Origin of the sequence: Streptomyces sp. NPDC006551, from assembly GCF_040611675.1 — a bacterium.
Classification (GTDB): Bacteria; Actinomycetota; Actinomycetes; order Streptomycetales; family Streptomycetaceae; genus Streptomyces.
In genome coordinates this window covers 76318-97758 of sequence record NZ_JBEXOT010000023.1, presented here as the reverse complement: position 1 = coordinate 97758, position 21441 = coordinate 76318, and the positions used below count along the sequence as shown (strand labels likewise).

Annotated in this window: 22 protein-coding genes; 10 read left to right on the top strand and 12 right to left on the bottom strand. The window is 72.5% G+C overall.

Features of this window, described 5'->3' with window-relative positions; genetic code table 11:
• Positions 1-136 precede the first annotated feature (136 nt).
• On the top strand, positions 137-1006 hold the full coding sequence (locus ABZY12_RS21195; protein ID WP_356892498.1) for an alpha/beta fold hydrolase: 870 nt from the start codon (positions 137-139) through the stop codon (positions 1004-1006).
• A 28-nt stretch (positions 1007-1034) separates the two neighbouring features.
• On the opposite strand, the gene ABZY12_RS21190 is transcribed toward ABZY12_RS21195, so the two are convergent.
• Entirely contained in the window at positions 1035-2063 is a 1029-nt protein-coding gene (locus ABZY12_RS21190) for a lytic polysaccharide monooxygenase (RefSeq protein WP_356892496.1), read from the bottom strand.
• A 414-nt stretch (positions 2064-2477) separates the two neighbouring features.
• A complete protein-coding gene (locus tag ABZY12_RS21185; RefSeq protein WP_356892494.1) occupies positions 2478-3146 on the bottom strand; it encodes a response regulator in 669 nt (222 codons plus the stop codon).
• Between the two features lie 123 nt (positions 3147-3269).
• On the opposite strand from ABZY12_RS21185, the gene ABZY12_RS21180 reads away from it, so the two are divergent.
• The 5 genes from ABZY12_RS21180 to ABZY12_RS21160 all read left to right on the top strand — a co-directional run bounded on the left by ABZY12_RS21180 (position 3270) and on the right by ABZY12_RS21160 (position 7228).
• A complete protein-coding gene (locus tag ABZY12_RS21180) occupies positions 3270-4253 on the top strand; it encodes a tripartite tricarboxylate transporter substrate binding protein (protein ID WP_356892492.1) in 984 nt (327 codons plus the stop codon).
• Positions 4250-4765 (top strand): tripartite tricarboxylate transporter TctB family protein, encoded by a 516-nt coding sequence (locus tag ABZY12_RS21175; RefSeq protein ID WP_356892490.1) that lies wholly within the window; start codon positions 4250-4252, stop codon positions 4763-4765. Before ABZY12_RS21180 ends, ABZY12_RS21175 begins: the two co-directional genes overlap by 4 nt.
• 3 nt (positions 4766-4768) lie before the next feature.
• The gene (locus ABZY12_RS21170) at positions 4769-6265 is read left to right on the top strand and encodes a tripartite tricarboxylate transporter permease (protein WP_356892488.1); all 1497 of its coding nucleotides are present in this window, start codon (positions 4769-4771) and stop codon (positions 6263-6265) included.
• Positions 6262-6738 carry a GNAT family N-acetyltransferase gene (locus tag ABZY12_RS21165; protein WP_356892486.1) on the top strand — a complete coding sequence of 159 codons (477 nt, stop codon included), beginning with the start codon at positions 6262-6264 and terminating at the stop codon, positions 6736-6738. The genes ABZY12_RS21170 and ABZY12_RS21165 overlap by 4 nt, the downstream gene beginning before the upstream one ends.
• Before the next feature lie 70 nt (positions 6739-6808).
• A complete protein-coding gene (locus tag ABZY12_RS21160) occupies positions 6809-7228 on the top strand; it encodes a DUF6299 family protein (protein WP_356892484.1) in 420 nt (139 codons plus the stop codon).
• Positions 7229-7326: 98 nt separating this feature from the next.
• Here ABZY12_RS21160 and ABZY12_RS21155 read toward each other — a convergent pair whose 3' ends face one another.
• A complete protein-coding gene (locus ABZY12_RS21155) occupies positions 7327-7812 on the bottom strand; it encodes a DUF402 domain-containing protein (RefSeq protein ID WP_356892482.1) in 486 nt (161 codons plus the stop codon).
• The gene (locus ABZY12_RS21150; protein ID WP_356892480.1) at positions 7793-8722 is read right to left on the bottom strand and encodes a GNAT family N-acetyltransferase; all 930 of its coding nucleotides are present in this window, start codon (positions 8720-8722) and stop codon (positions 7793-7795) included. Before ABZY12_RS21150 ends, ABZY12_RS21155 begins: the two co-directional genes overlap by 20 nt.
• A gap of 73 nt (positions 8723-8795) precedes the next feature.
• Here ABZY12_RS21150 and ABZY12_RS21145 point away from each other — a divergent pair, with 73 nt between their 5' ends.
• A complete protein-coding gene (locus ABZY12_RS21145) occupies positions 8796-9170 on the top strand; it encodes a GntR family transcriptional regulator (protein ID WP_356892478.1) in 375 nt (124 codons plus the stop codon).
• 236 nt (positions 9171-9406) lie between these two features.
• Here ABZY12_RS21145 and ABZY12_RS21140 read toward each other — a convergent pair whose 3' ends face one another.
• Positions 9407-10594 (bottom strand): DUF5925 domain-containing protein, encoded by a 1188-nt coding sequence (locus ABZY12_RS21140; protein ID WP_356892476.1) that lies wholly within the window; start codon positions 10592-10594, stop codon positions 9407-9409.
• Positions 10595-10821: 227 nt separating this feature from the next.
• Between ABZY12_RS21140 and ABZY12_RS21135 the strand changes: the two genes are divergently transcribed.
• On the top strand, positions 10822-11628 hold the full coding sequence (locus ABZY12_RS21135; protein WP_356892474.1) for an SGNH/GDSL hydrolase family protein: 807 nt from the start codon (positions 10822-10824) through the stop codon (positions 11626-11628).
• Here the strand turns inward: ABZY12_RS21135 and ABZY12_RS21130 are convergent.
• On the bottom strand, positions 11612-13279 hold the full coding sequence (locus ABZY12_RS21130) for a serine/threonine-protein kinase (RefSeq protein WP_356892472.1): 1668 nt from the start codon (positions 13277-13279) through the stop codon (positions 11612-11614). The genes ABZY12_RS21135 and ABZY12_RS21130 overlap by 17 nt on opposite strands.
• Positions 13280-13615: 336 nt before the next feature.
• On the opposite strand from ABZY12_RS21130, the gene ABZY12_RS21125 reads away from it, so the two are divergent.
• Positions 13616-13879 (top strand): hypothetical protein, encoded by a 264-nt coding sequence (locus ABZY12_RS21125; protein ID WP_356892470.1) that lies wholly within the window; start codon positions 13616-13618, stop codon positions 13877-13879.
• 132 nt (positions 13880-14011) lie between these two features.
• Here ABZY12_RS21125 and ABZY12_RS21120 read toward each other — a convergent pair whose 3' ends face one another.
• From ABZY12_RS21120 to ABZY12_RS21110, 3 genes are all read right to left on the bottom strand, one after another.
• A complete protein-coding gene (locus tag ABZY12_RS21120) occupies positions 14012-15208 on the bottom strand; it encodes a CaiB/BaiF CoA-transferase family protein (protein ID WP_356892468.1) in 1197 nt (398 codons plus the stop codon).
• 136 nt (positions 15209-15344) lie between these two features.
• On the bottom strand, positions 15345-16121 hold the full coding sequence (locus ABZY12_RS21115) for an ABC transporter permease (RefSeq protein ID WP_356892466.1): 777 nt from the start codon (positions 16119-16121) through the stop codon (positions 15345-15347).
• A gap of 4 nt (positions 16122-16125) precedes the next feature.
• Positions 16126-17082, bottom strand: coding sequence for an ATP-binding cassette domain-containing protein (locus tag ABZY12_RS21110; RefSeq protein ID WP_356892464.1), 957 nt, complete (start codon positions 17080-17082; stop codon positions 16126-16128).
• 63 nt (positions 17083-17145) lie between these two features.
• On the opposite strand from ABZY12_RS21110, the gene ABZY12_RS21105 reads away from it, so the two are divergent.
• Positions 17146-17892, top strand: coding sequence for a TetR/AcrR family transcriptional regulator (locus ABZY12_RS21105; protein ID WP_356892462.1), 747 nt, complete (start codon positions 17146-17148; stop codon positions 17890-17892).
• A gap of 31 nt (positions 17893-17923) precedes the next feature.
• Here the strand turns inward: ABZY12_RS21105 and ABZY12_RS21100 are convergent, their stop codons facing one another.
• The 3 genes from ABZY12_RS21100 to hmgA form a co-directional block, all read right to left on the bottom strand.
• Entirely contained in the window at positions 17924-19159 is a 1236-nt protein-coding gene (locus ABZY12_RS21100) for a type ISP restriction/modification enzyme (protein ID WP_356892460.1), read from the bottom strand.
• Between the two features lie 80 nt (positions 19160-19239).
• Positions 19240-19989 carry a GntR family transcriptional regulator gene (locus tag ABZY12_RS21095; protein ID WP_356892458.1) on the bottom strand — a complete coding sequence of 250 codons (750 nt, stop codon included), beginning with the start codon at positions 19987-19989 and terminating at the stop codon, positions 19240-19242.
• 12 nt (positions 19990-20001) lie between these two features.
• The gene (gene hmgA / locus ABZY12_RS21090; protein ID WP_356892456.1) at positions 20002-21324 is read right to left on the bottom strand and encodes a homogentisate 1,2-dioxygenase; all 1323 of its coding nucleotides are present in this window, start codon (positions 21322-21324) and stop codon (positions 20002-20004) included.
• Positions 21325-21441: the final 117 nt, after the last annotated feature.

Here is a 21441-nt window from a genome sequence, read left to right as displayed (position 1 = left end):
CGACGCGTAACTTCCCAGTAAAGGCTACTCGTGCGTAGCTTGGCATGAGCAGAGCATCCCCACCTGTGGTCCGGACCACAGGGCTCGCTGTCGTCGTTCGTCCCAGATTTCCCTTGAGCCGCAAGGAGATCGCACGATGCTGCCCTGGAAACACGCGCTCAGAGCCGTGTCCGTCCTGCTGCTGACCGTCGCCGCCACCCTCGCCCCCACCGCCTCGGCCCAGGCCACCACGGCTGCCGCCGCCCCCAGCCGGGGCTGGAACGACTTCACCTGCAAGCCCTCGGCCGCGCATCCGCGCCCGGTCGTCCTCGTCCACGGCACCTTCGGCAACTCCGTCGACAACTGGCTGTTCCTCGCGCCGTACCTGGTCCACCGCGGGTACTGCGTCTTCTCGCTCGACTACGGCCGGCTGCCGAACGTGCCGTTCTTCCACGGTCTCGGCCCGATCGAGAAGTCGGCCGAACAGCTCGACGCGTACGTGGACAGGGTGCTCGCGGCCACCGGAGCCGCCGAGGCCGATCTCGTCGGCCACTCGCAGGGCGGCATGATGCCCCGCCACTACCTCAAGTTCCTCGGCGGGGCCGAGAAGGTCAACGCGCTCGTCGGGATCGCCCCCGACAACCACGGCACGACCCTGCTCGGCCTCACCGCGCTGCTGCCGTACTTCCCCGGCGCCGAGGACCTGGTCAGCGAGAAGACCCCCGGCCTCGCCGACCAGATCGCCGGCTCCCCGTTCCTCACCCGGCTCAACGAGGGCGGGGACACCGTGCCGGGCGTCACGTACACGGTCATCGCGACCAAGTACGACCAGGTCGTCACCCCGTACCGCTCGCAGTTCCTCGACGGCGAGCACGTCACCAACGTCCTCATCCAGGACAAGTGCGCGCTCGACCTCTCGGAGCACGTGGCGATCGGGACGGTGGACCGGGTCACGTTCCACGAGGTGGCCAACGCCCTCGACCCGGCCCACGCGACCCCGACGACCTGTGCGTCCGTGATCGGCTAGGCATACGGCAGGTACCAGCGGGATACAACTAGCGCCCGCGGCGGCCCGTCGGCAGCGACGAGCGACGGACCGTCGCGAAGAGCACCGCCGCGCCGACCGCCAGGACGGCGGCGCCGCCGACCGCGAGATACGGGGTCATGGCGTCGCCCCCGGTCGCGGCGAGGCCCTCGCCCGAGCCGTCGGCGGCCGAACCGGCGGGCGCCGGCTCGTTCGGAGCGGTCGGCTCGTTCGGTGTGGTCGGCGTGGTGGGCTCGGACGGGGCCGCCGCGGGCGGCGCCGAGGCCGGGGCGGCGGCGGTCTCCTTCGCGCCCGTCTCGGCCTTGTCGTCCCCGTGCCCGCCGTGCTCGACCGACGACTGGTCCTCGCCCTCCTCGATCTGCTCGTCCGTGGGAGCGGACGGCGCCGGAGCCGTACCGCCGTTGTCCCGGCCGAAGACGACGTCGGAGCAGGTGTAGAACGCCTCCGGGGAGTCGGAGCGCTGCCAGATCGAATAGATCAGGTGCCGGCCGGACTTCTTCGGCACGGTCCCCTCGAAGACGTAGTCTCCGCCCTCCAGCCTGGGGTCGGTCACCGTCGCGAACGGCTTCTCCTCCAGGTCCGACCACGTCAGCGGCTTGGACGGGTCGTAGCCGTCCTTCGTGACGTACAGCTCGATGGAACCCCGGTGCGGAGCGGTCGCCTTGTAACGGAAGCTGTGCGCCCCGGAGTCGAGCCGGCTCGCCGGCCAGTCGGCGCGTGCCAGGTCGAGGCCCCGGTACTTGTCGCTGCCGGCGCTGCACAGCTTGCCGTCCGGGATCAGCTCGCGGTGCTTGCCGGCCGCGTTGGCGATGTTCACCGCGTTCCAGTCGTAGAACGCCTGCGCCCCGCTCGCCGCCACCGCCGCCTTGCACGCGTCGGACCTCGGGCTCTCCGGCCCCTCCGCGTAACAGGCCGAGACCCGGCTCACCGGATCCGTCATCGACCCGTGCGCGGAGGCCGGGGCGGCGGCGAGTCCGGCGAGCGCGAGCGGCGCGATGCCGAGGGTGAGAACGGTGGAGGCCTTGCGGCGAGCGGTCATGAGGAGCAACTCCTTCGGCAGGGGCCGGTGGGGGGGCGCGTGGACGCGCGAAGGCGTGGACGCGAGGAAGGCGCGGGGCGGTCCGGCCCGGCGGCGCAGCCCCCCGAGAGCTACGGCACCGACGGCCCGGACCGGCCCGGCGCTCAGCAAGCTAGCCCCTCGAAACCGCGGAAACGGCTGCTGGGCGGGGTGGACGGCGATCTTTATGGTCGCCTTAAGGCGGGAGTAAGAAGCCGCTCAGGAAGCGGAGGGAGCGGGGTCGGAACGGGGCTGGAACAGGACCGGACAGGACCGAACGGACCGAACGCGGAAGTGCGCGAAGCGTGTGAGGGTGCCCCGCCGGAGAGTCGGCGTGCTCAGCCCAGCCGGCGGTAGCGGTGCTCGGGCCGGGGCGCCGCCGGACAGCCGGCCTGTTCAGCCCAGCCGGCGGTAGCGGCGCTCGGGCCGCCCCGTCCCTCCGTACCGCAGGGTGATCTCCGCGCGGCCCGTCTCCGCGAAGTACTCCAGATAGCGCCGGGCGCTGACCCGGGACAGGGAGCCCGCCTCCGCGCACTCCGTCGCCGACAGGCCCTCCGGATGCGCCCGGAGAATGCCGTCCACCAGCTCCGCCGTGGGCGCCGCCAGCCCCTTCGGGAGCTCCCGCGAACCCGGCGGGCGGGTCCCGAAGATCTGGTCCACGTCCTCCTGGCGGGCCTCGTCCAAGTCCGCCAGGCGGCTGCGCAGCGACGCCACGTGCCGCAGCTGCTCCTGCAGAGCGGTCTGGTTGAACGGCTTGATCAGATAGTGCAGCGCCCCCGCCCGCAGCGCCGAACGGATCGTGCCCGCGTCCCGAGCGGCCGTGATGAACAGCGCGTCGACCCCCAGGCCCGCCCCGCGCAGTTCCCGCAGCACGCTGATCCCGTCCATATCGGGCAGAAAGATGTCGAGCAGCACCAGATCGGGACGCAGCAGATCGGCCGCGCGCAGCGCTTCGGCGCCGCTGTGCGCGACGCCGACGACGGAGAAGCCGTCCACGGCCGACACATAACGGCTGTGCAGCTTCGCGACCATGAAGTCGTCGTCCACCACCAGCACCTTCGTCACGCCGCCACGCTAGGTCGCGACCACAAGGACCACAACGTCCGTTGATTGCGGAAGAGAGACAGCTTCTTAACGCGCAGGCAACATGTGGGCCACTTCACAACATCTACCCGAGAGGCGGCACACGTGCGTCTACGCACTCCCCTCGCCCTGTTCGGGGCGGCGCTGCTGGTGCTCGTGGGGCCGCCGCTGCTCTCCACCGGCAGCGGCTCCGACACCGGCACGCAGATCCCCGGCCTGCGATTCATGGTCCCCAACACGCCCGGCGGCGGATACGACATCACCGCCCGCACCGCTGCCAAGAACGCCGAGGACGCCGGTCTGACCACCGACATCGAGGTCTTCAACCTGCCCGGCGCCGGTGGCACCGTCGGCCTCACCCGGCTCGTCGGCGAGCACGGCAACGGCCGGCTCGCGATGTCCATGGGCCTCGGCGTCGTCGGAGCCGTCCACACCAACAAGACCCCGAAGACCCTCACCGACACCACCCCGATCGCCCGGCTCACCGAGGAGCAGGACATCGTCGTGGTCGGCAAGGACTCCCCGTACCGGACCATCCAGGACCTTCTCGCCGCCTGGCGGAAGGACCCCGGCAAGCTGCCCGTAGGCGGCGGCTCCTCACCCGGCGGACCCGACCACCTCGCGCCGATGCTGATGGCCCAGGCCGCCGGCATCGCGCCGAAGAGCGTCAACTACATCCCCTTCGACGGCGGCGGCGAACTCCTCGCCTCCATCCTCGGCGACAAGGTCGCCTTCGGCGTCTCCGGCGTCGGCGAGTACCTCGACCAGATCAGATCCGGCGAGCTGCGCCTGCTCGCCGTCACCGGCCCGGAACGCGTCCCCGGGCTCGACGCCCCCACCCTCCGCGAGGCCGGACTCGACACCGAGTTCACCAACTGGCGCGGGATCGTCGCCCCGCCCGGTCTCTCCGAAGCCGAGCGGGACAAGCTCGTCGGCCTGGTGACCAAGCTGCACGACTCCCCGCAGTGGCGGGAGTCGCTGAAGAAGAACGGCTGGAACGACGCCTTCCTGCCCGGCGAGAAGTTCGGCGACTTCCTCGCCGAGCAGGACAAGCAGGTCGCGTCGGTACTGAAGGAGCTGGGTCTGTGAGCACCCCCACCGAGAAGCGGTCCGGCTGGCTGCGCGAGCACTCCGAGCTCGGTGTCAGCCTCCTCCTCTTCGTCATCGGCGTCCTCGTCCTCACCGACGCCCTGACCATGTCCGTCGACCTCACCCAGCGCGGCCCCGTCGGGCCCAGGACCGTGCCGGTCGTCGTCGGCGCCGGCCTCCTCCTGGTCGCCGTCCTCCTCGCGGCCGACGTCCTGCGCGGCGGGCGCGGCGAAGCCGAGGGCGGCGAGGACGTCGACCTCTCCGAGCCCAGCGACTGGCGCACGGTCCTGCTGCTCGCCGGCGTCTTCCTCGCCTTCGCGGTCCTCATCGACCCCGTCGGCTTCCCCGTCGCCGGCGCCCTCCTCTTCTGGGGCGCCGCCTACGCGCTCGGCAGCCGCCACATCCACCGCGACCCCCTCATCGCCGCGGGCCTCTCCCTCCTCACGTACATCGTCTTCAACAACCTGCTCGGAGTCCCGCTGCCCGGCGGCCCGCTGATGGGAGTGCTCTGACCCATGGACTCACTGAACTCGCTCATCGACGGCTTCGGTACCGCCCTCACCCCGATGAACCTGCTGTGGGCCGCCATCGGCGTGCTCCTCGGCACCGCCATCGGCGTCCTGCCCGGCATCGGCCCCGCCATGGCGGTCGCCCTGCTGCTCCCGGTGACCTACGGACTGGAACCCACCGGCGCCTTCATCATGTTCGCCGGCATCTACTACGGAGCCATGTTCGGCGGCTCCACCACCTCCATCCTGCTCAACACCCCGGGCGAGAGCGCGGCCGTCGTCGCCGCCATGGAGGGCAACCCCATGGCCAAGGCCGGCCGCGGCGCCCAGGCGCTCGCGGCGGCCGCCATCGGCCACTTCACCGGCGGCATGATCGGCACCCTGCTGCTCGTCGCCCTCGCCCCGACCGTCGCCGCGCTCGCCGTGGACATCGGCGCACCCGACTACTTCGCCATCATGGTCCTCGCCTTCATCGCGGTGACCTCCGTCCTCGGCTCCTCCCGGATCCGCGGTCTGGCCTCGCTCCTCATCGGCCTGACGATCGGCCTGATCGGTCTCGACCAGATGACCGGTCAGCAGCGCCTCACCTTCGGCTCGCTCCAGCTCGCCGACGGCGTCGACGTCGTCATCGTCGCGGTCGGCCTCTTCGCCATCGGCGAGGCGCTCTGGGTCGCGGCCCATCTGCGCCGTACGGCGGGCGAGGCCATCCCCGTCGGACGGCCGTGGCTCGGCAAGGACGACGTCCGGCGCACCTGGAAGTCCTGGCTGCGCGGCCCCGTCATCGGCTTCCCGTTCGGCGCGATCCCGGCCGGCGGCGCCGAGATACCGACCTTCCTGTCGTACGTCACCGAGAAGCGTCTCTCGAAGCACAAGGACCAGTTCGGCAAGGGAGCCATCGAAGGCGTCGCCGGCCCCGAGTCGGCCGCCTCCGCCTCCGCCGCCGGCACGCTCGTCTCCATGCTCACCCTGGGACTCCCGACGACCGCCGTCGCGGCCGTCATGCTCGCCGCGTTCCAGCAGTACGGAATCCAGCCCGGCCCGCTCCTCTTCGAGCGCGAACCCGATCTGGTCTGGGGCCTGATCGCCTCGCTCTTCGTCGGCATGGTCCTGCTGCTCGCCCTCAACCTGCCGCTCGCCCCCGTCTGGGCCAAGCTGCTGCGTATCCCGCGCCCGTACCTCTACGCCGGCATCCTGTTCTTCGCCGCCGTCGGTGCCTACGCGGTCGGCGGCGAGGCGCTCGACCTGGTGATCCTGCTGGTCATCGGCCTCATCGGGCTCGGTATGCGGCGCTACGGACTGCCCGTCCTGCCGGCCGTCATCGGTGTCATCCTCGGCCCGGCCGCCGAACAGCAGCTGCGCCGCGCGCTGCAGATCAGCGACGGTTCCCTGACCGGGCTGGTCGACACCCCGTTCTCCGTCACCGTGTACGCGGTCGTCGTGATCCTGCTGGCCTGGCCGCTGCTGAAGAAGGTGATCAAGCGCCGTCGTAATGTGACGGTATGACAGACGCCATGCCCCGCCTCGCGGTCCCCGCCGACGTGCCCGCTGTGAAGTCCGTGACCGACGCGGCCTTCCAGCACTACATCGAACGGATCGGTCTCGTACCGGCGCCGATGGAGTACGACCACGCGGCGAACGTGGCCGCGGGGAGGGTGTTCGTCGTCGGGGACCCGGTGCTCGGCCTCGTGGTGGTGATCCCCGAGGCCGACCACCTCTACCTGGACGAGATCGCGGTCCACCCGGACGCCCAGGGCACGGGCCTCGGTCGCACCCTGCTGACCTGGGTCGAATCGCATGCCCGGGAGCTGGGACTGTCCGAGGTGCGGCTGCTGACCAACGCGATGATGTGGGAGAACCAGAAGCTCTACGAGCGGTACGGCTACGAGATCGCCGAACGCCGCCTGGACGGACCGTATGACCGTATTCATTACCGCAAGCGCCTGTCCGGGCTCCTCAACTCGCCCCCGATAGGGTGAGCTTCGGACGCGGCGCGGCGCGATCCGGTATCCCTGGCGGGCAACGCCCCCCACCGAAGGGTCTCCGCCCATGCGCGTCCGTCTCGCCCTCGCCGCCTCCACCCTGGTCGTGGCCGCCACCGCCACCGCGACCGCCGTCCACGCGGCCCCGGCCGACGACCTGTCGGTCGACGCGTACGGAACCGTCGCCGACGACGGCACGGTCGCCCTCTCCGGCACCTACCGCTGCTCCGACGACAGCGCCGGACCGGTCATGGTGGGCACCACGCTCGTCCAGAGCGACCTCTCCTCCGGGATCGGCGGCACCCGGGCCGTCTGTGACGGCCAGGTGCGGGCGTGGTCCCACTCGGGCACCGTGAAGGACCCCGCCTACCAAGCGGGCGCGGCCCGGGTGAAGGCCGCCCTGATGCAGCTCACGCCCACCGGTCCGCTGGGGCTGCCGATGCCGAACTCCCTCGCGGCGGAGGAGTCGGACGTCACGCTGCGCTGACGGCCGCCGTCCGGCGCCGCACCGACCGCCGCTCGCCGACGTCGCGGCCCCTCCGGTGCCGCGCCGCATCGCCCTGCGGGCGGTCGGACGTCGCGACGTCAACCCAGCAGTTCCAGCAGGCCCTCGCGGCCGAGCACCTCCAGCTCGTCGAGGGCGACGACCGCGCAGGCGGCCGCCTCCGGATCGGAGGTGGTGAGGCCGCTCGCCGCGAACTCGTCCTCGTCGAGCCGCAGCACCTCGCTGCCGTCCGCCGACACCCACAGATCCAGGTCCAGGTCCTCGACCACGACCTCGCCGCCCTCACCGTCGATCGCGGCCGGCCGGGTGATGTCGCAGTACCAGCCCTTGAGGGCGCCGTCCGCGGAACGGATCTCCTTGACCGCGTACCAGCGGTCGCGCCAGTAGTGCTCGACGAAGACGTCGCCCGGCTCGAACCGTACGAAGCCGAAGTCCCGTACGCCCTCCGCCGCCCAGGGGGCGCGGACGGTGAGCCGGGTGCCGTCGTCGGCGAGCACGTCCGCCGGGTAACGGATTTTGGTCCGCCCCGCCTTCACGAGCACCACATCAACCAAGCGTGCGGACATGGCGTACCTCCGTCGCGCAGATCTCGTAACCGAACCATGAGTTGATGGCCAGCATCGGCCCGTTCCCGGCGTCGTTCCCGGTGAACGCCTCCGTGCAGCCGGCGGCGCGGGCGCGGTGCAGGGAGTGGTTCTTGGCGAGCTTGGCCAGGCCGCGGCCCCGGAACGCGGGGTCGGTGCCGGTCATTCCCGAGCCGTAGCGGCCGGTGCCGTCGGTCCGCGCGGCAGTGAAGGCGGCGGGCCGTCCGTCCACGACGGCGACGGTGGTCAGCTCGTGGTCGAGCAGGGGGTGGTTCCAGGTGGTCGCCAGCCAGTGCTCGTAGTCCGTGAGCTGGGCACCCACGTCACCCGGTTCGTCGGCGGTGGTCAGCGCGTCCAGGACGAAGAGCGGGCGGGGGTCGGCGGCGAACTCGGCGGCCGTCCGCAGCTCGACACCGGCGGGCGGGTCCTGGAGCGGGGGCAGCTCGGCACCGGCCAGGTCGAGGCGGAGGAAGTGCGCGGACCGGCTGGGCGCGTACCCGTGCCTCTCGGCGAAGGCGCGGAACCCCGGCTCGTCGAGCACCCAGCTGTAGAGCGTGGTCGCGCCGACCTCCGCGAGGTGCTCCTCGGAGGCCCGCAGCAGGAGCGTGCCTGCGCCGCGGCCCCGCTTCTCCGGGTGGACGTAGATGTTGACCGAGCCGATGCCGGGCTCGGGGGCGTCGTACGCGATGCCGAGCTGCGAGCAGCCGACGATCTCCCCGTCGATCTCGGCGACCAGCGGCCGCTCATGGGCGTCGGGATGGGCGTGCGCCCAGTCGAAGGCCACCTGCGCGGCGTTGCCGAGCATGCAGGGGAGGGCTGCCCGCCGGACCCGGGCGAAGCCCGCCGCGTCCTCGGGGTCTTCGGGCCGTACATCGCGCACGATCACAGTCATGGTGCCGCACGCTACGTGCGGCGGCGGTGGGGCCGCCTCCCATTTTCCGGTGCGGCGGAGGCAGAATCGGCCCGTGACATTGCGAATCACCGTGGACACGGGCTCCCCGACCGCCCCGTACGAGCAGCTGCGCGCCCAGATCGCGGAGCGCGCCCGCTCCGGCGCGCTGCCGGTCGGCTACAAACTGCCGACGGTACGGGGCCTGGCAGAGGACCTCGGCCTGGCGGCGAACACGGTCGCCAAGGCGTACAAGGCGCTGGAGGCGGACGGCGTGATCGAGACGAGGGGCCGGCACGGCACGTTCGTCGCGGCGGCGGGGGACGCGGCGGAGCGCCGCGCGGCGTCGGCGGCGGCAGCTTTCGCGGAGGAGGCGAGGCGCCTGGGCCTGACCCGCGAGGCGGCCCGGGGCGCGGTGGACGAGGCCCTGCGGGCGGCGTACGGGGCGTGAGCGGGGTCGGCCTCCCGGCGTACGGCGCGTGAGCGGGGCCGTGCCGCCCCCGGCGTACGCGGTCTGAGCGGCGGCGGTCACCCCGGCGTACAGAACGGGGTGAGCGGGGGCGGTCACCCCGGCGTACGGAACGGGGGCGTGAGCGGGGTCGGCCACCCCCCGGCATACGCGGTCTGAGCGGCGGCGGTCCCGCCCCCCGGGGCGTACGCGGTCTGAGCGGCGGCTCCGCCCCTTGCCTACAAATACAGCCCCGCGTCCGGCCGGCGGGACTCCGGGACGCCGGCCGGAGCCGTGCCCCGGCGCAGCGCGAACAGCTCCGCGAGCGTGGCGCCCTCCCGGCCGAGGGCTTCCTCCCGGCCCTGGACATCCCCGCCGAGCCACGCGAGGGCCTCGGCGCGGGTCAGGCCGCCCACCTCGATCCGGGCCAGACAGCGGCCCGGCCGGACCACCGCCGGATGGAGGCGCTCCAGGTCCTCGTTGGTCGTGACGCCGACGAGGACGTTGCGGCCCTGGCCGAGGAGACCGTCCGTCAGATTCAGCAGCCGCGACAGCGCCTGCCCCGCCGTGTGCTTCGCCTCGCCCCGGATCAGCTCGTCGCAGTCCTCCAGGAGCAGCAGGCGCCACCGTCCCTTCGCCGTGCCCTCGTCCTCGCCGATCGCGATGTCCATCAGATAGCCGACGTCGTTGAAGAGCCGCTCCGGGTCCAGGACGCAGTCCACCTGGCACCAGTCACGCCACGAACGGGCCAGCGTCCGCAGCGCGGACGTCTTGCCCGTTCCCGGCGGCCCGTGGAGCAGCAGCAGCCTGCCCGCGATGTCGTCCGGAGTGACCTTCATCAGCCGGCCCATCGCGTCGGCCACCGGCGCCGTGTAGTTGGGCCGGATCTCCTCCCACGTGCCGGCGCTGATCTGACGCGTCGTGCGGTGTGGACCTCGCCGCGGCGACACGTACCAGAAGCCCATCGTCACGTTCTCCGGCTGGGGCTCCGGCTCGTCCCTCGCCCCGTCCGTCGCCTCCTTGAGGATCTTCTCCGCCAGCTCCGCGGACGTCGCCGTGACGGTGACGTCCGCACCCCGGTTCCACCGCGAGATCAGCAGCGTCCAGCCCTCGCCCTCGGCGAGCACGGCGCCGCGGTCGTCGTCCTTGGCCGCGCGCAGCACCTTCGCCCCGGCGGGCAGCAGCGTCGCGGCGGGCTTCACCCGGTCCAGGGTGGTGCTGTGGGAGTGCGGCTGCTCGCCCGTCGCGAAGCGGCCGAGGAACAGCGCGTCGACGACGTCGGCGGGCGAGTCGCTGTCGTCGACGTTGAGCCGGATCGGCAGCGCCCGTTCGGGTCCTGACGGATCGACGGCCACCGGCCGGTCGAAAGGCTCCGACGGCTCGAGATGCTCCGACGGGGTGGCGGGCTCCGCGGGGGTGGCAGACATGGCGCCCATAATCCGGCAATCGGGCATCGGGCGCACAGTGTTTTGGAGACCCCGCCGCCGGCCCCGGACGCACCCGATCTGTCGGTCCGCCAGTTGGCCGGATCGGAGCGGTCTCTGACGGGCAGTCGGCGGGTTCTCGCCAAATGTTCTTGGCATGGACACTTCCAGCAGGCCGTTCGCGCTGCTACTACCTAGTAACGCAGAGGTCCTGCTATCAGGGAGGTTCCATGAAACTGTCCCGACTCGCGGCAATCTCGTCCTCGCTCCTCCTCGGCGCCGTCCTCGCCCTCACCGGCGCGGGGACCGCACAGGCCGCCGAAACCGCCGCCCTCGACTATGTGGCGCTGGGCGACTCGTACTCCTCCGGCGTCGGGGCCGGGAGCTACGACAGCGCAAGCGGCGACTGCAAGCGCTCCACCCGCGCCTTCCCCGTCCTGTGGGCGAACGCCAACTCACCCTCCTCGTTCTCCTTCACCGCTTGCTCGGGCGCCCGGACGGGTGATGTGACGAGCGGGCAGCTCGGACCCCTCTCCGCCGCCACCGACCTGGTCTCGATCACCGTCGGAGGCAATGACGCCGGCTTCGCCGACGTCATGACCACCTGCGTCCTCCAGTCGGAGGCCAGCTGCATCAACCGCGTGAATCAAGCCAAGAGTTACGTCGACACCACGCTTCCCGGAAAGCTCGACGCGGTGTACTCGGCGATCAGAACCAAGGCCCCGAACGCCAGGGTCGTCGTCCTCGGCTACCCCCGCTTCTACAAGATCGGCGGCAGCTGCGTCGCCGGACTGAGCGAGAACGAGCGCCGCGCCATCAACGGCGGTGCCGACCACCTCAACGCGGCCACCGCCAAGCGCGCGGCCGACCACGGCTACACCTTCGCGAGCGTCGTCCCCGCCTTCACCGGACACGAGATCTGCTCCGGCTCGTCCTGGCTGCACAGTGTCAACTGGGGCAACATCGGCGAGTCGTACCACCCCACCGCCGCCGGACAGTCCGGCGGCTACCTGCCCAGCTTCAGGGCCGTGGTGTAAGCGCCCCGCCCGGGGAGGCGGCCCCGCCCGTCGGGGTCGCCTGCTCACAGGTCACCGAGAACCGCACCCAGTTCGACCGGGTCTCCACCGGCTCGCGGACCTCCACCCGGATCCGGTCGCGCCGCGTGTCGCCCGCCCGGTGGGTCAGCTCCGTGTGGTCGACCCTCCGCCGCTCCGGGCCGCCCGCCGCGAACTCCAGCGTCCGCCAGCCGCCCGCGGAGCTCTCCCCGCTCTCCGTGACCCAGCGGTACTCCACCGACGCGGGAGTGCGCCCCACCATCAGCGTGGCGGAGAAGGCCGGGGCTTTGGCCGCCGGTGGCGGGCACGGCCCGCTGTAACCGCCGCGCACCGCCGTCACGTACACCAGGACCGACGGGGCCGGCGGCGTGGTGGTCCCCGTGGCGGTGTTCGTCATCGTTGCTGTCGTGGTCGTCGTTGCTGTCGTGGACGCCGTCGCGGTCGCCGTCGTGGTCGCCGTCGGGGTGGCTGAGGGCGAGCCGCTCGACGGGGTGCTCGTGGTGCTCGCCGGTGGAGAGCTCGCTCCCGGCGCGCTGCTCGTAGGTCCGCCGCCCGTGCCCGTACCGCCGTCCGGATCCTCCTTCCGCAGCAACCAGTACGCCAGCACGATCCCGGCGAGCAGCAGCAGCGCGACCCCCGCTGCGAGCAGCGGCCCCGCGCGCCCCGACCGCCGCCCCCGGCCGGCAGAGGTCTCCGCTCCCGTCACGGGGCTCCGGGAGAGCGGTGCGGTGGGCAGGGGAAAAGGCAGGGGCGGGGGCGCGTCGGAGGCGTCGGTGCGAACGACCGGGCCGTACGGCTCCGCCCGTACCGTCCCCGGCTCCGGCGCTCCGCCCGTGGCCACCAGGCGCAGCTGCCGTTCCGCCTCCTCGGGGGTGAGGCGCTCGTCGGGCTCCTTGCGCAGCAACCCCTCGATCACCGGTGCCAGCGGGCCGGCTCTGCGGGGCGGCGGAAGCTCCTCGTCCACCACGGCCCGCAAGGTGCTCAGCGGAGTGTCCTGGCGGAAGGGCGAGTTGCCCTCCACCGACGCGTAGAGCAGCACACCGAGCGACCACAGGTCGGACGCCGGACCGGGCGTGTGGCCCAACGCGCGCTCCGGGGCGAGGAATTCGGGCGATCCGATCAGTTCGCCGGGCATCGTGAGCGACGAGGCGCCCTCCACCGCCGCGATGCCGAAGTCGGTCAGCACGACCCGACCGTCGTTTCCCAGCAGGACGTTGACGGGCTTCACGTCCCGGTGCAGCACCCCCGCCCGGTGCGCGGCGCGCAGCGCGGCCAGGACCTCCGCGCCGATGCGCGCGGCGCGCTCCGGGGGCATCGGGCCCTCCGCGTCGAGGACTTCGGACAGGGTGAGGCCGCGGATCAGCTCCATCACGATCCAGGGGCGGCCGTCGTCGGTGGCCACGTCGTACACCGTCACCACGTTCGGGTGCGAGATCCGGGCGGCCGCCCACGCCTCCCGCTCCAGCCGCGCGTACAGCCGGACCTCCTCGCCCGCGGGTATCCCGACCGGGGCGCGGACCTCCTTGACGGCGACCTCGCGGCCGAGGGCCTCGTCCCTGGCGCGCCACACGGTGCCCATCCCGCCCTCGCCCAGGACGTCCAGGAGCCGGTACCGGCCTGCGATCACGGTCATGGCGTGTCCCCTGTCCGTCGTTGGCCCGGTGGAGCATTTCTGCCCCCGGGCCGGGTACTTCGAACTCCCCCGGACGGCGGTCCGGCGATCTTGGTGGTGGAGATCACACTCCGTCAGATGACCCTCGGTGACGCCCTTGCGTGCAGGATGGTCGGTGACAGTTCGGCAGGTGTTCGAGCGCTGTCCAACTCGCCCTGGAATCAGCTGGATTCGGACAGTAACCGTCAACCCCCGTACGAGTGCGGTGAATCCGGCCGCCGGGATACACGGGTGTCGAGACGGGGCGATAGGGTTAACCTGCCCGGGCCGGGTGCCCTCGTTTGGGTGGGGAGTGACATGGAACAGATAGCAATGCGCAGCAGGCCGCGAGTGCCTGCCATCACGTGCGGGAGCAGCGCGACCAGTTCGCGGCTCGACCGCCATCTCGCGGTACTCGGCGGTCCCGCCGTGCCACAGCGCGAGGCGGCCGAGGCGACGCTTCTGATGCGCGAACTGACGACGCGTGACGTCACGCACAGCCGTCGCAGCAAGAGCGCGCGTGTCTCGCTCTTCGCACCCCTGCGCCGACTGCGCCGCTCGCTCTTCGGCAGCCGAGGCTAGGGCCCGCTCGGGTCCCGGCCCACCGGAAGGGTTGTGGGCACACATTCCGCTGGGCCGGGAGCTTCCCCGGACGGAGTCTGGGGGAGGGTGCGCAGAACCCCCACCCCGCTCAGGCACCCCCCCGAGGCCCGGTCACGCCACGACACCCTCCGCTCGAAGCATCCGCAGCTCGGCCGACGTGACCCCCAACTCCCCGAGAACCCGCTCCGTGTCCTCACCCAGCGCGGGGATCCGGTCCATCCGGGGCTCCGGCCCGTCGGGAAAGACGACCGGCGGCAGCAGTGAGCGCAGCGGCCCCACCGGCGATTCCACGGACCGCCAGCGGTCGCGCGCGGCGAGCTGCGGATGCTCCGCCAGGTCCGCCACGGTGTTCAGGCGGGCACAGGCGATCCCCGCCGCGTCCAGCCGGGCCAGCGCCTCGGCCGCCGTCAGCGGCGCCAGCGCGGCGGCGACCACCGCGTCCGTCCTCTCCCGGCCGGCCACCCGGGCCGTGTTCGTCGCGAACGCCGGATCGTCCGCCAGATCCGCCCGCCCCAGGACCTGTTCGGCGAGCCGCCGCCACTCCCGGTCGTTCTGTACGGACAGCAGCACCAGGCTCCCGTCGACCGTCGGATAGGCGTCGTACGGCGTGATGACCGCGTGCGCCAGGCCCGTACGCGCCGGGGGCGTTCCCCCGTGCATCCCGTGATGCAGCGGATGCCCCATCCACTCGGCCAGCGAGTCGAGCAGGGACACCTCCACCGGACCGCCGCGCCCCGTCGTCCCGCGCCGCACCAGCGCGGCGAGGACACCCGCGTACGCGTACATCCCCGCGGCGATGTCGGCCGCCGGGATCCCCGACTTGACCGGCCGCTCCTCGGTCCCGGTCACCGACACGAGACCGGCCTCGCACTGCACCAGCATGTCGTACGCCCGCTTGTGCGCGTACGGCCCGCCCGGCCCGTACCCCGAGACGTCCACCGCGATCAGTCGCGGATGGGCGGCGCAGAGCGTGGCCGCGTCCAGGCCGAGCCGGGCCGCCGCCCCCTGCGCCAGGTTCTGTACGAAGACGTCGGCGCCGGCGACCAGCCGGCGGACGAGCGCGAGGCCCCGCGCGTCCTTGAGGTCGACGGCCACCGACTCCTTGCCTCGGTTGCACCACACGAAGTGCGACGCGAGCCCCCGGGCCGCCGTGTCGTACTCCCGGGCGAAGTCCCCGCCGTCGGGGCGCTCGATCTTGACGACACGGGCGCCGAGATCGGCGAGCTGGCGGGTGGCGAAGGGGGCGGCGACCGCCTGCTCGACGGCGACGACCGTGATCCCCTCCAGGGGGAGTGGCTGAGTGCTCATGGAAGCCCTGCCTACCCTGCGGGAGCCGCGCTTGTCACTGCGGCCCTTCTCACCCGCGGGTCTTGCCGCCCACGGGTCATGTCCCCGCGGGTTCCCGTCACGGCGGCCAGGGTCGGCCGGGGGTGGCCAGGGTCGGTCAGCCGCGCCCGTACCGCCGTACCGCCGCCGGGGCGCAGAGCGCGATCAGCGCCAGCGACCAGAGCAGAGCGCCGGCCACCGGATGCGCCACCGGCCAGGCGGCGTCCGGTGGCACGGCCGCGCTGCCGGAGAGCTCGCGCACCGCCGTCGTCACCGCCGAGATCGGGTTCCACTCGGCGACCGTCCGCAGCCAGCCCGCCATGTTCTCGGTCGGGATGTACGCGTTGGAGAGCAGCGGCAGCATGAAGGTGGCGCTGCCCAGCTGGCCGGCCGCCTCCTCGCTCCGGGAGGCCAGGCCCAGCAGGATGCCCACCCAGGTCGTCGCGAACCGGAAGAGGAGCAGCAGGCCGAAGGCGCCGAGGGCCTCCAGGGCCGTGCCCTCGATCCGCCAGCCCATCGCGAGGCCGACCAGGATCATCGGGACCATGCCGAGCGCGCTGGTCACCAGGTCGGCGAGCGCCTGGCCCAGCGGTACCGCGGCCCGGCTGATGGGCAGGGTCCGGAACCGGTCCGTCACCCCTCGGTGGGCGTCCTGGGCGGCCTGGAACATCCCGGTCATCAGCCCGCCCGCCGCCGTCGCCACGAGCAGACCGGGCACCAGATAGGCCCGGTACTCGGCGCCCGGCATGGCGAGTGCGCTGCCGAAGACGTAACCGAAGAAGAGCAGGAAGACGATCGGCATCGTCTGCGTCATCACGAGGATGGCCGGGGCGTGCCGGACCCGTCGCAGATGACGGCCGAGGACGTAGGTCCCGTCGTGGACGAGAGCGCTCATGCGATCAGCTCCTCAGGGTGGAGGGGGTGGGGGCGTCGGGCCGCTCCGTGAGGCGCAGGAAGACCTCGTCGAGGGTGGGCGGACGCAGACTGGCGTCGACGATCTGGACGCCCGCCGCGTCGATCTCGCGGACGATCCGGGGGAGGGTGAGCGTGATGTCGCTGGTCACCGCTCCGACCGTGCGGCGCTCGGTGTCCAGCGTCGGAACGGAGCCGGTGAGCTGGTCCAGGACGGCCGCCGCGGCGTGGAGCTGGGAGGGATCGGCGACGACCACCTCCGCCCGGCTGCCGAGCATCGCCTTGAGTTCGGACGGCGTGCCCCGGTGGGCGGCCCGTCCTTCGTCGATCAGCACGATGTCGTCGGCGAGTTGATCGGCCTCCTCCAGGTACTGCGTGGTCAGCAGCACGGTCGTGCCCTGGGAGGACAACTCCCGCACGGCGTCCCAGATCTCTCCCCGGCTGTGCGGGTCGAGCCCGGTCGTCGGCTCGTCGAGGAAGAGGACCTGCGGCCGTACGAGGAGACTCGCGGCCAGGTCGAGGCGGCGGCGCATGCCGCCCGAGTAGGTCCGGGCGGGCCGCCCCGCGGCCTCCGTGAGACCGAAGCGCTCCAGGAGTTCGTCGGCGCGGCCGCGCGGCGCGCGCAGCAGTCCGGCGAAGAGCCGCAGGTTCTCGGCGCCGGTGAGGTCGCCGTCGACCGACGCGTACTGCCCGGTGACGGCGATCCGCTCCCGCACGCCCGCGGGGTCGCGCACCACGTCCCTTCCCGCGACGCGAGCGCTGCCCGAGTCGGGCCTGAGCAGTGTGGTCAGGACCCGTACGGCCGTGGTCTTGCCCGCCCCGTTGGGGCCGAGGACGCCGCAGACCGTGCCCTCGGGCACGGCCAGATCGAGACCGCGCAGGGCGCAGACCGCTCCGTACCGCTTCGACAGACCCTCACTAAGTACAGCGTACGTAGTAGTCATGGTTCGACCATAACGCACTACGTACGGTGTACGTAACTAGGATGGGGGGCGAGGTGATGATCCATGGCGGGCCGAGCGGCCGAACCCGAAGTGATCTGGGCGCGCCCCGAGCGCACCGGCCGAGGTCCCAAACCGGCGTACAGCAGGGACGACATCGTGGCCGCCGCGGTGCGCATCGCCGACGAGGACGGCATCGACGCGCTCTCGATGCGCCGGCTCGCGGCCGTTGTCGGCTGCGGCACGATGTCGCTCTACAACTACGTGCCGCGCAAGGAGGACCTGTACGAGCTGATGGTCGACGCGGTCAGCGGCGAGTACGACCTTCCCGATCCTTCCGGTGGCCCCCCGGCGGCCGGGGGGACCCCCAGCGGCGACTGGCGCGCGGACATGCTCGAGATGGGCCGCCGGGCCCGGGCGATCCTGCACCGCCATCCCTGGGTGATCCGGCTGATGACGACCGGGTACGCCTTCGGGCCCAACGCCCTGCGGTTCCTGGAGCACTGCCTGGCCTGCCTCGACGGGCTCGACCTGCCCGGTGGCACCAAGCTGGAGCTCATCGCGACCGTCAACGGCACCGTGATGACCATCGTCGCCAACGAACTCGCCCTCGCCGAGCGCGCCCGTGGTCTGCCCTGGTCGGAGGAGCAGGAACAGGCCGTGCGCACCGCCTACCTCACGCGCCGGCTCGCGGGCGGCGCGTACCCGCGCCTGGCCGCCGTCCTGGGCGAGGGGGGCGTCGAACGCCTCGACCCGGACGAGATCTTCGAACGGACCCTCGGGCGGGCGCTGGACTCGTTCGTGCGGGGGTAGGCCCTGATCCGCCGGACAAGCCCTGGGGGCCCTAAAGCAGGGCGAACTGGCCCTCCGGGCCCTCTTCCTGGTGGTCCAGGACGGACGCCGGGCGGCGTGCCCGGTCGGGTACGGGCAGCACGCCGGCCTCCCGCAGGGTGCCGCGCGTCAGCCGCGGCCCGGCGTCGAGGGCGGCGCGCTCCGGCTCCCGCTGGGCCAGCAGGGCGAGGACGGTGATCAGTTCCAGGAGTTCCGAGGTCCACTCCTGCGGCCAGGCTGCTGGGCCGATCGCCTCCAGGCTCCCCGGTTCGGCGGGCGCGGTCCGGTGCGCGAACCACTGCTCCAAGACGCGTACGCCCCCGACATGGAACTCCCAGGCCTCGGCGGGCACCGGCGAGATCCGGCCCCCGTCGAGGTCCAGGGTCTCCTCCCCGGGGTCGTACGCGAGCGTCGTCGGCCGGGCGGGAACCGCCGCTCGCACATAGGGCCGTCGGCCGCCGGGCAGCCGGGGCCTGTCGCCGCCGCGCGCGCCGCGCAACTGGATGCCGGTCAGCCGTCGGCCCAGCTCCACGCCCGAGAGCCAGACGGCCGGGTTCTCGGGGAGCGGGACACGGCAGCCGGCGGGGGAGGGGCGGGCGGCCGCCACCGCCCAGGCCAGCAGGTCGTGGGCGGTGACCTCGTGCCCGTACCGCTCGCTCAGCAGGGGCAGGAGACCGGGTGCGAGGTTCGGCTCCAGACCGCCGGGGCGCCGGAACAGCGGACGGATCCGGCCGGGCCGACCGGCGGGCGAGCGGCCGTCGGGCAGGGCCGCGGTCACCAGCAGGGCGGGACCGGCCGTGCCGGAACCGGACGTGGACCCGGTCCCCGGCACGTATCCCTGCTCGACGGCGAACAGCTGGTCCCCGTCGGCGACCCGCCACAGCTCTGGGCGGGCGGTGTCGATCAGCCGGTGGTCCGGGATCAGCCACTGCTCGTCGAACGGCCCGTGCGCGATCCGCACGGGCGCCGGACAGCGCCCGGACTCGCGCGCGAACCGGCCGGTGCCGGTCGTCTGTCCCGGGAGCGCGGCCACCGAACTCCACGACGTGCGCGCCCGGCTGGGCCGGAAGAGCGTCTCCCGTTCCTCCCCCTCCGTCCCGACCAGGCGGTCCCAGCGGGCGCGCAGGGTGCGGACGTCCGGGGCCACGACCCAGGACCGGCCGAGCCGCAGCGGCGCCACGGACCACGGCATGAGCTCGTCGAGCAGCGGCGCCTCGTCCGGCCGCGGGTCTTCGGTCACGTGCGGCATGCTAGTGAGCGGCCCCGCGCCGGCGCATCAGGGCGTCCACCCGCCCTGCTCGGCCCGCCCGACGTGCCCGTGGCGGGCGCTCAATGGGCCTCCACCGTCACGGTGAAGGAGAAGCGGTCGCCCCGGTACTGGATGCGCGCCACGTCCACCACACGGCCGTCCTCGCCGTAGGTCACGCCCGTGTAGTGCAGGATCGGCGAGAGCAACGGGACCTGGAGCAGGGCCGCCGTCTCCGGGTCGGCGAGCCGGGCCTCGACCGTGTCCGTGATCCGGCTGATCCGGACCCCGACCACGTCCCGCAGGACCTTCGTCATCGGCCAGCGCTCCAGAGCGGCCGGGTCGAGCCCGGCCGCCACGTCCGGACGTACACAGTTCTGGGCCCAGTTGGTGGGCTCGCCGCTCTCCCCGTCGCAGCGCAGCCGACGGTAGGCGACCACCTCCGACTCGTCGGGGAAGTACTCGGCGAGCTCACCGGGCACCGGCTCGGGGCCGTGGCCGAGGACCGTCGTCCGCTCGCCCGACTGCTGGGCCACGATCGCGTCGATCGAGCCGAGCAGCCGACGCGGAGTGGAACGCCGGGCCCCCGGCTCGATGAACGTGCCGCGCCGCCGGTGCCTGCTGATCAGCCCCTCCTCCTCCAGCTCCTTGAGGGCCTGTCGCATGGTCAGCACGCTCACGCCGTAATGGGCGGCGAGCTGCTCCTCGGTGGGCAGCCGCAGCGAGGCGTCGGGCGTGCGGCCCAGTATCGAGGCGCGCAGGGACTGCGAGACCTGGTACCAGAGCGGCAGTTTGCGGTTCAGGATCAGCGAGTCGGGAGCGAAGGCGGTCACGGTTTCTCCGTACTACGACCGGAAGTGGCGCTCAAGACCCTGCCACACGTCGTCGTAGCCCCTCTGCAGATGGTCGGCGTTCGCGGCCTGGCCGGTGGCGGTGACGGGCCAGCGGGTCTCGAACATGAAGGCGAGGCCGTCGTCGATCTTCTGCGGCTTCAGCTCCGCCGCGCTCGCCCGGTCGAAGGTCTCCCGGTCGGGCCCGTGGGCGGACATCATGTTGTGCAGCGAGCCGCCGCCCGGTACGAAGCCCTCGGCCTTGGCGTCGTAGGCGCCTTCGATCAGGCCCATGTACTCGCTCATCACGTTGCGGTGGAAGTACGGCGGCCGGAAGGTGTCCTCGCCGACCAGCCAGCGCGGGGCGAACACGACGAAGTCGACGCCCGCCAGGCCGGGGGTGTCCGTCGGTGAGGTCAGCACCGTGAAGATCGACGGGTCCGGGTGGTCGTACGAGATCGTCCCGATGACGTTGAAGCGGCGCAGGTCGTAGACGTACGGGGTGTGGTTGCCGTGCCATGCGACGACATCGAGCGGGGAGTGGCCGTAGGTCGCCGACCAGAGGTTGCCGCAGAACTTGTTGACGACCTCGACCGGCCCCTCGACGTCCTCGTAGGCGGCGACGGGCGCGCGGAAGTCGCGGGGGTGGGCGAGGCCGTTGGCGCCGATCGGGCCGAGGTCGGGAAGCTGGAAGGGCGCCCCGTAGTTCTCGCACACGTACCCGCGGGCGGTCTCGTCGAGGAGCTCGACCCGGAAGCGGACCCCACGGGGGATCAGCGCGATGTCCCCGGGGCGGGCGGCGAGCAGGCCCAGCTCCGTGCGGAGGAGGAGCCCACCGCGCTCGGGGACGATCAGCAACTCACCGTCGGCGTCGCTGAACACCCGGTCCATGGAGGCGTTGGCGTGGTAGAGGTGCACGGCCATGCCGGCGCGCTGGGTCACGTCGCCGTTGCCGCCGAGCGTCCAGAGACCGGCGAGCCAGTCCGTCCCCGGAGCCGGGTCGGGCATCGGGTTCCAGCGCAGCCGGTTGGGGTCCGGGACCGTCTCGGTGAACGGCGCCGAACGGACGGCCCCGTTGTCGATCCGGGTGAACGCCGGATGCGCGGCCGAGGGGCGGATCCGGTACAGCCAGGACCGGCGGTTGTGAGCGCGCGGCTCGGTGAACGCGCTCCCGCTCAGCTGCTCCGCGTACAGGCCCAGCGGTGCGCGCTGCGGGGAGTTGCGGCCGTGCGGCAGTGCGCCCGGGACCGCCTCCGAGCTGTGCTCGTTGCCGAAGCCGGTGGAGTACCGGAGTCCTTCGGCCGTCTTCGCGACCTGTTCGGTGCTCTCCGTGGTCATCGCGCGCTCCTGTCCTCATGCCCGAAACAATCCTATGCATGACCGTAGGATTCCGCGCCCGCTCACGTCAACGGGGCCTCGCGGCGGGGGTGGGACGAAGTACGTGCACAGGGGGTT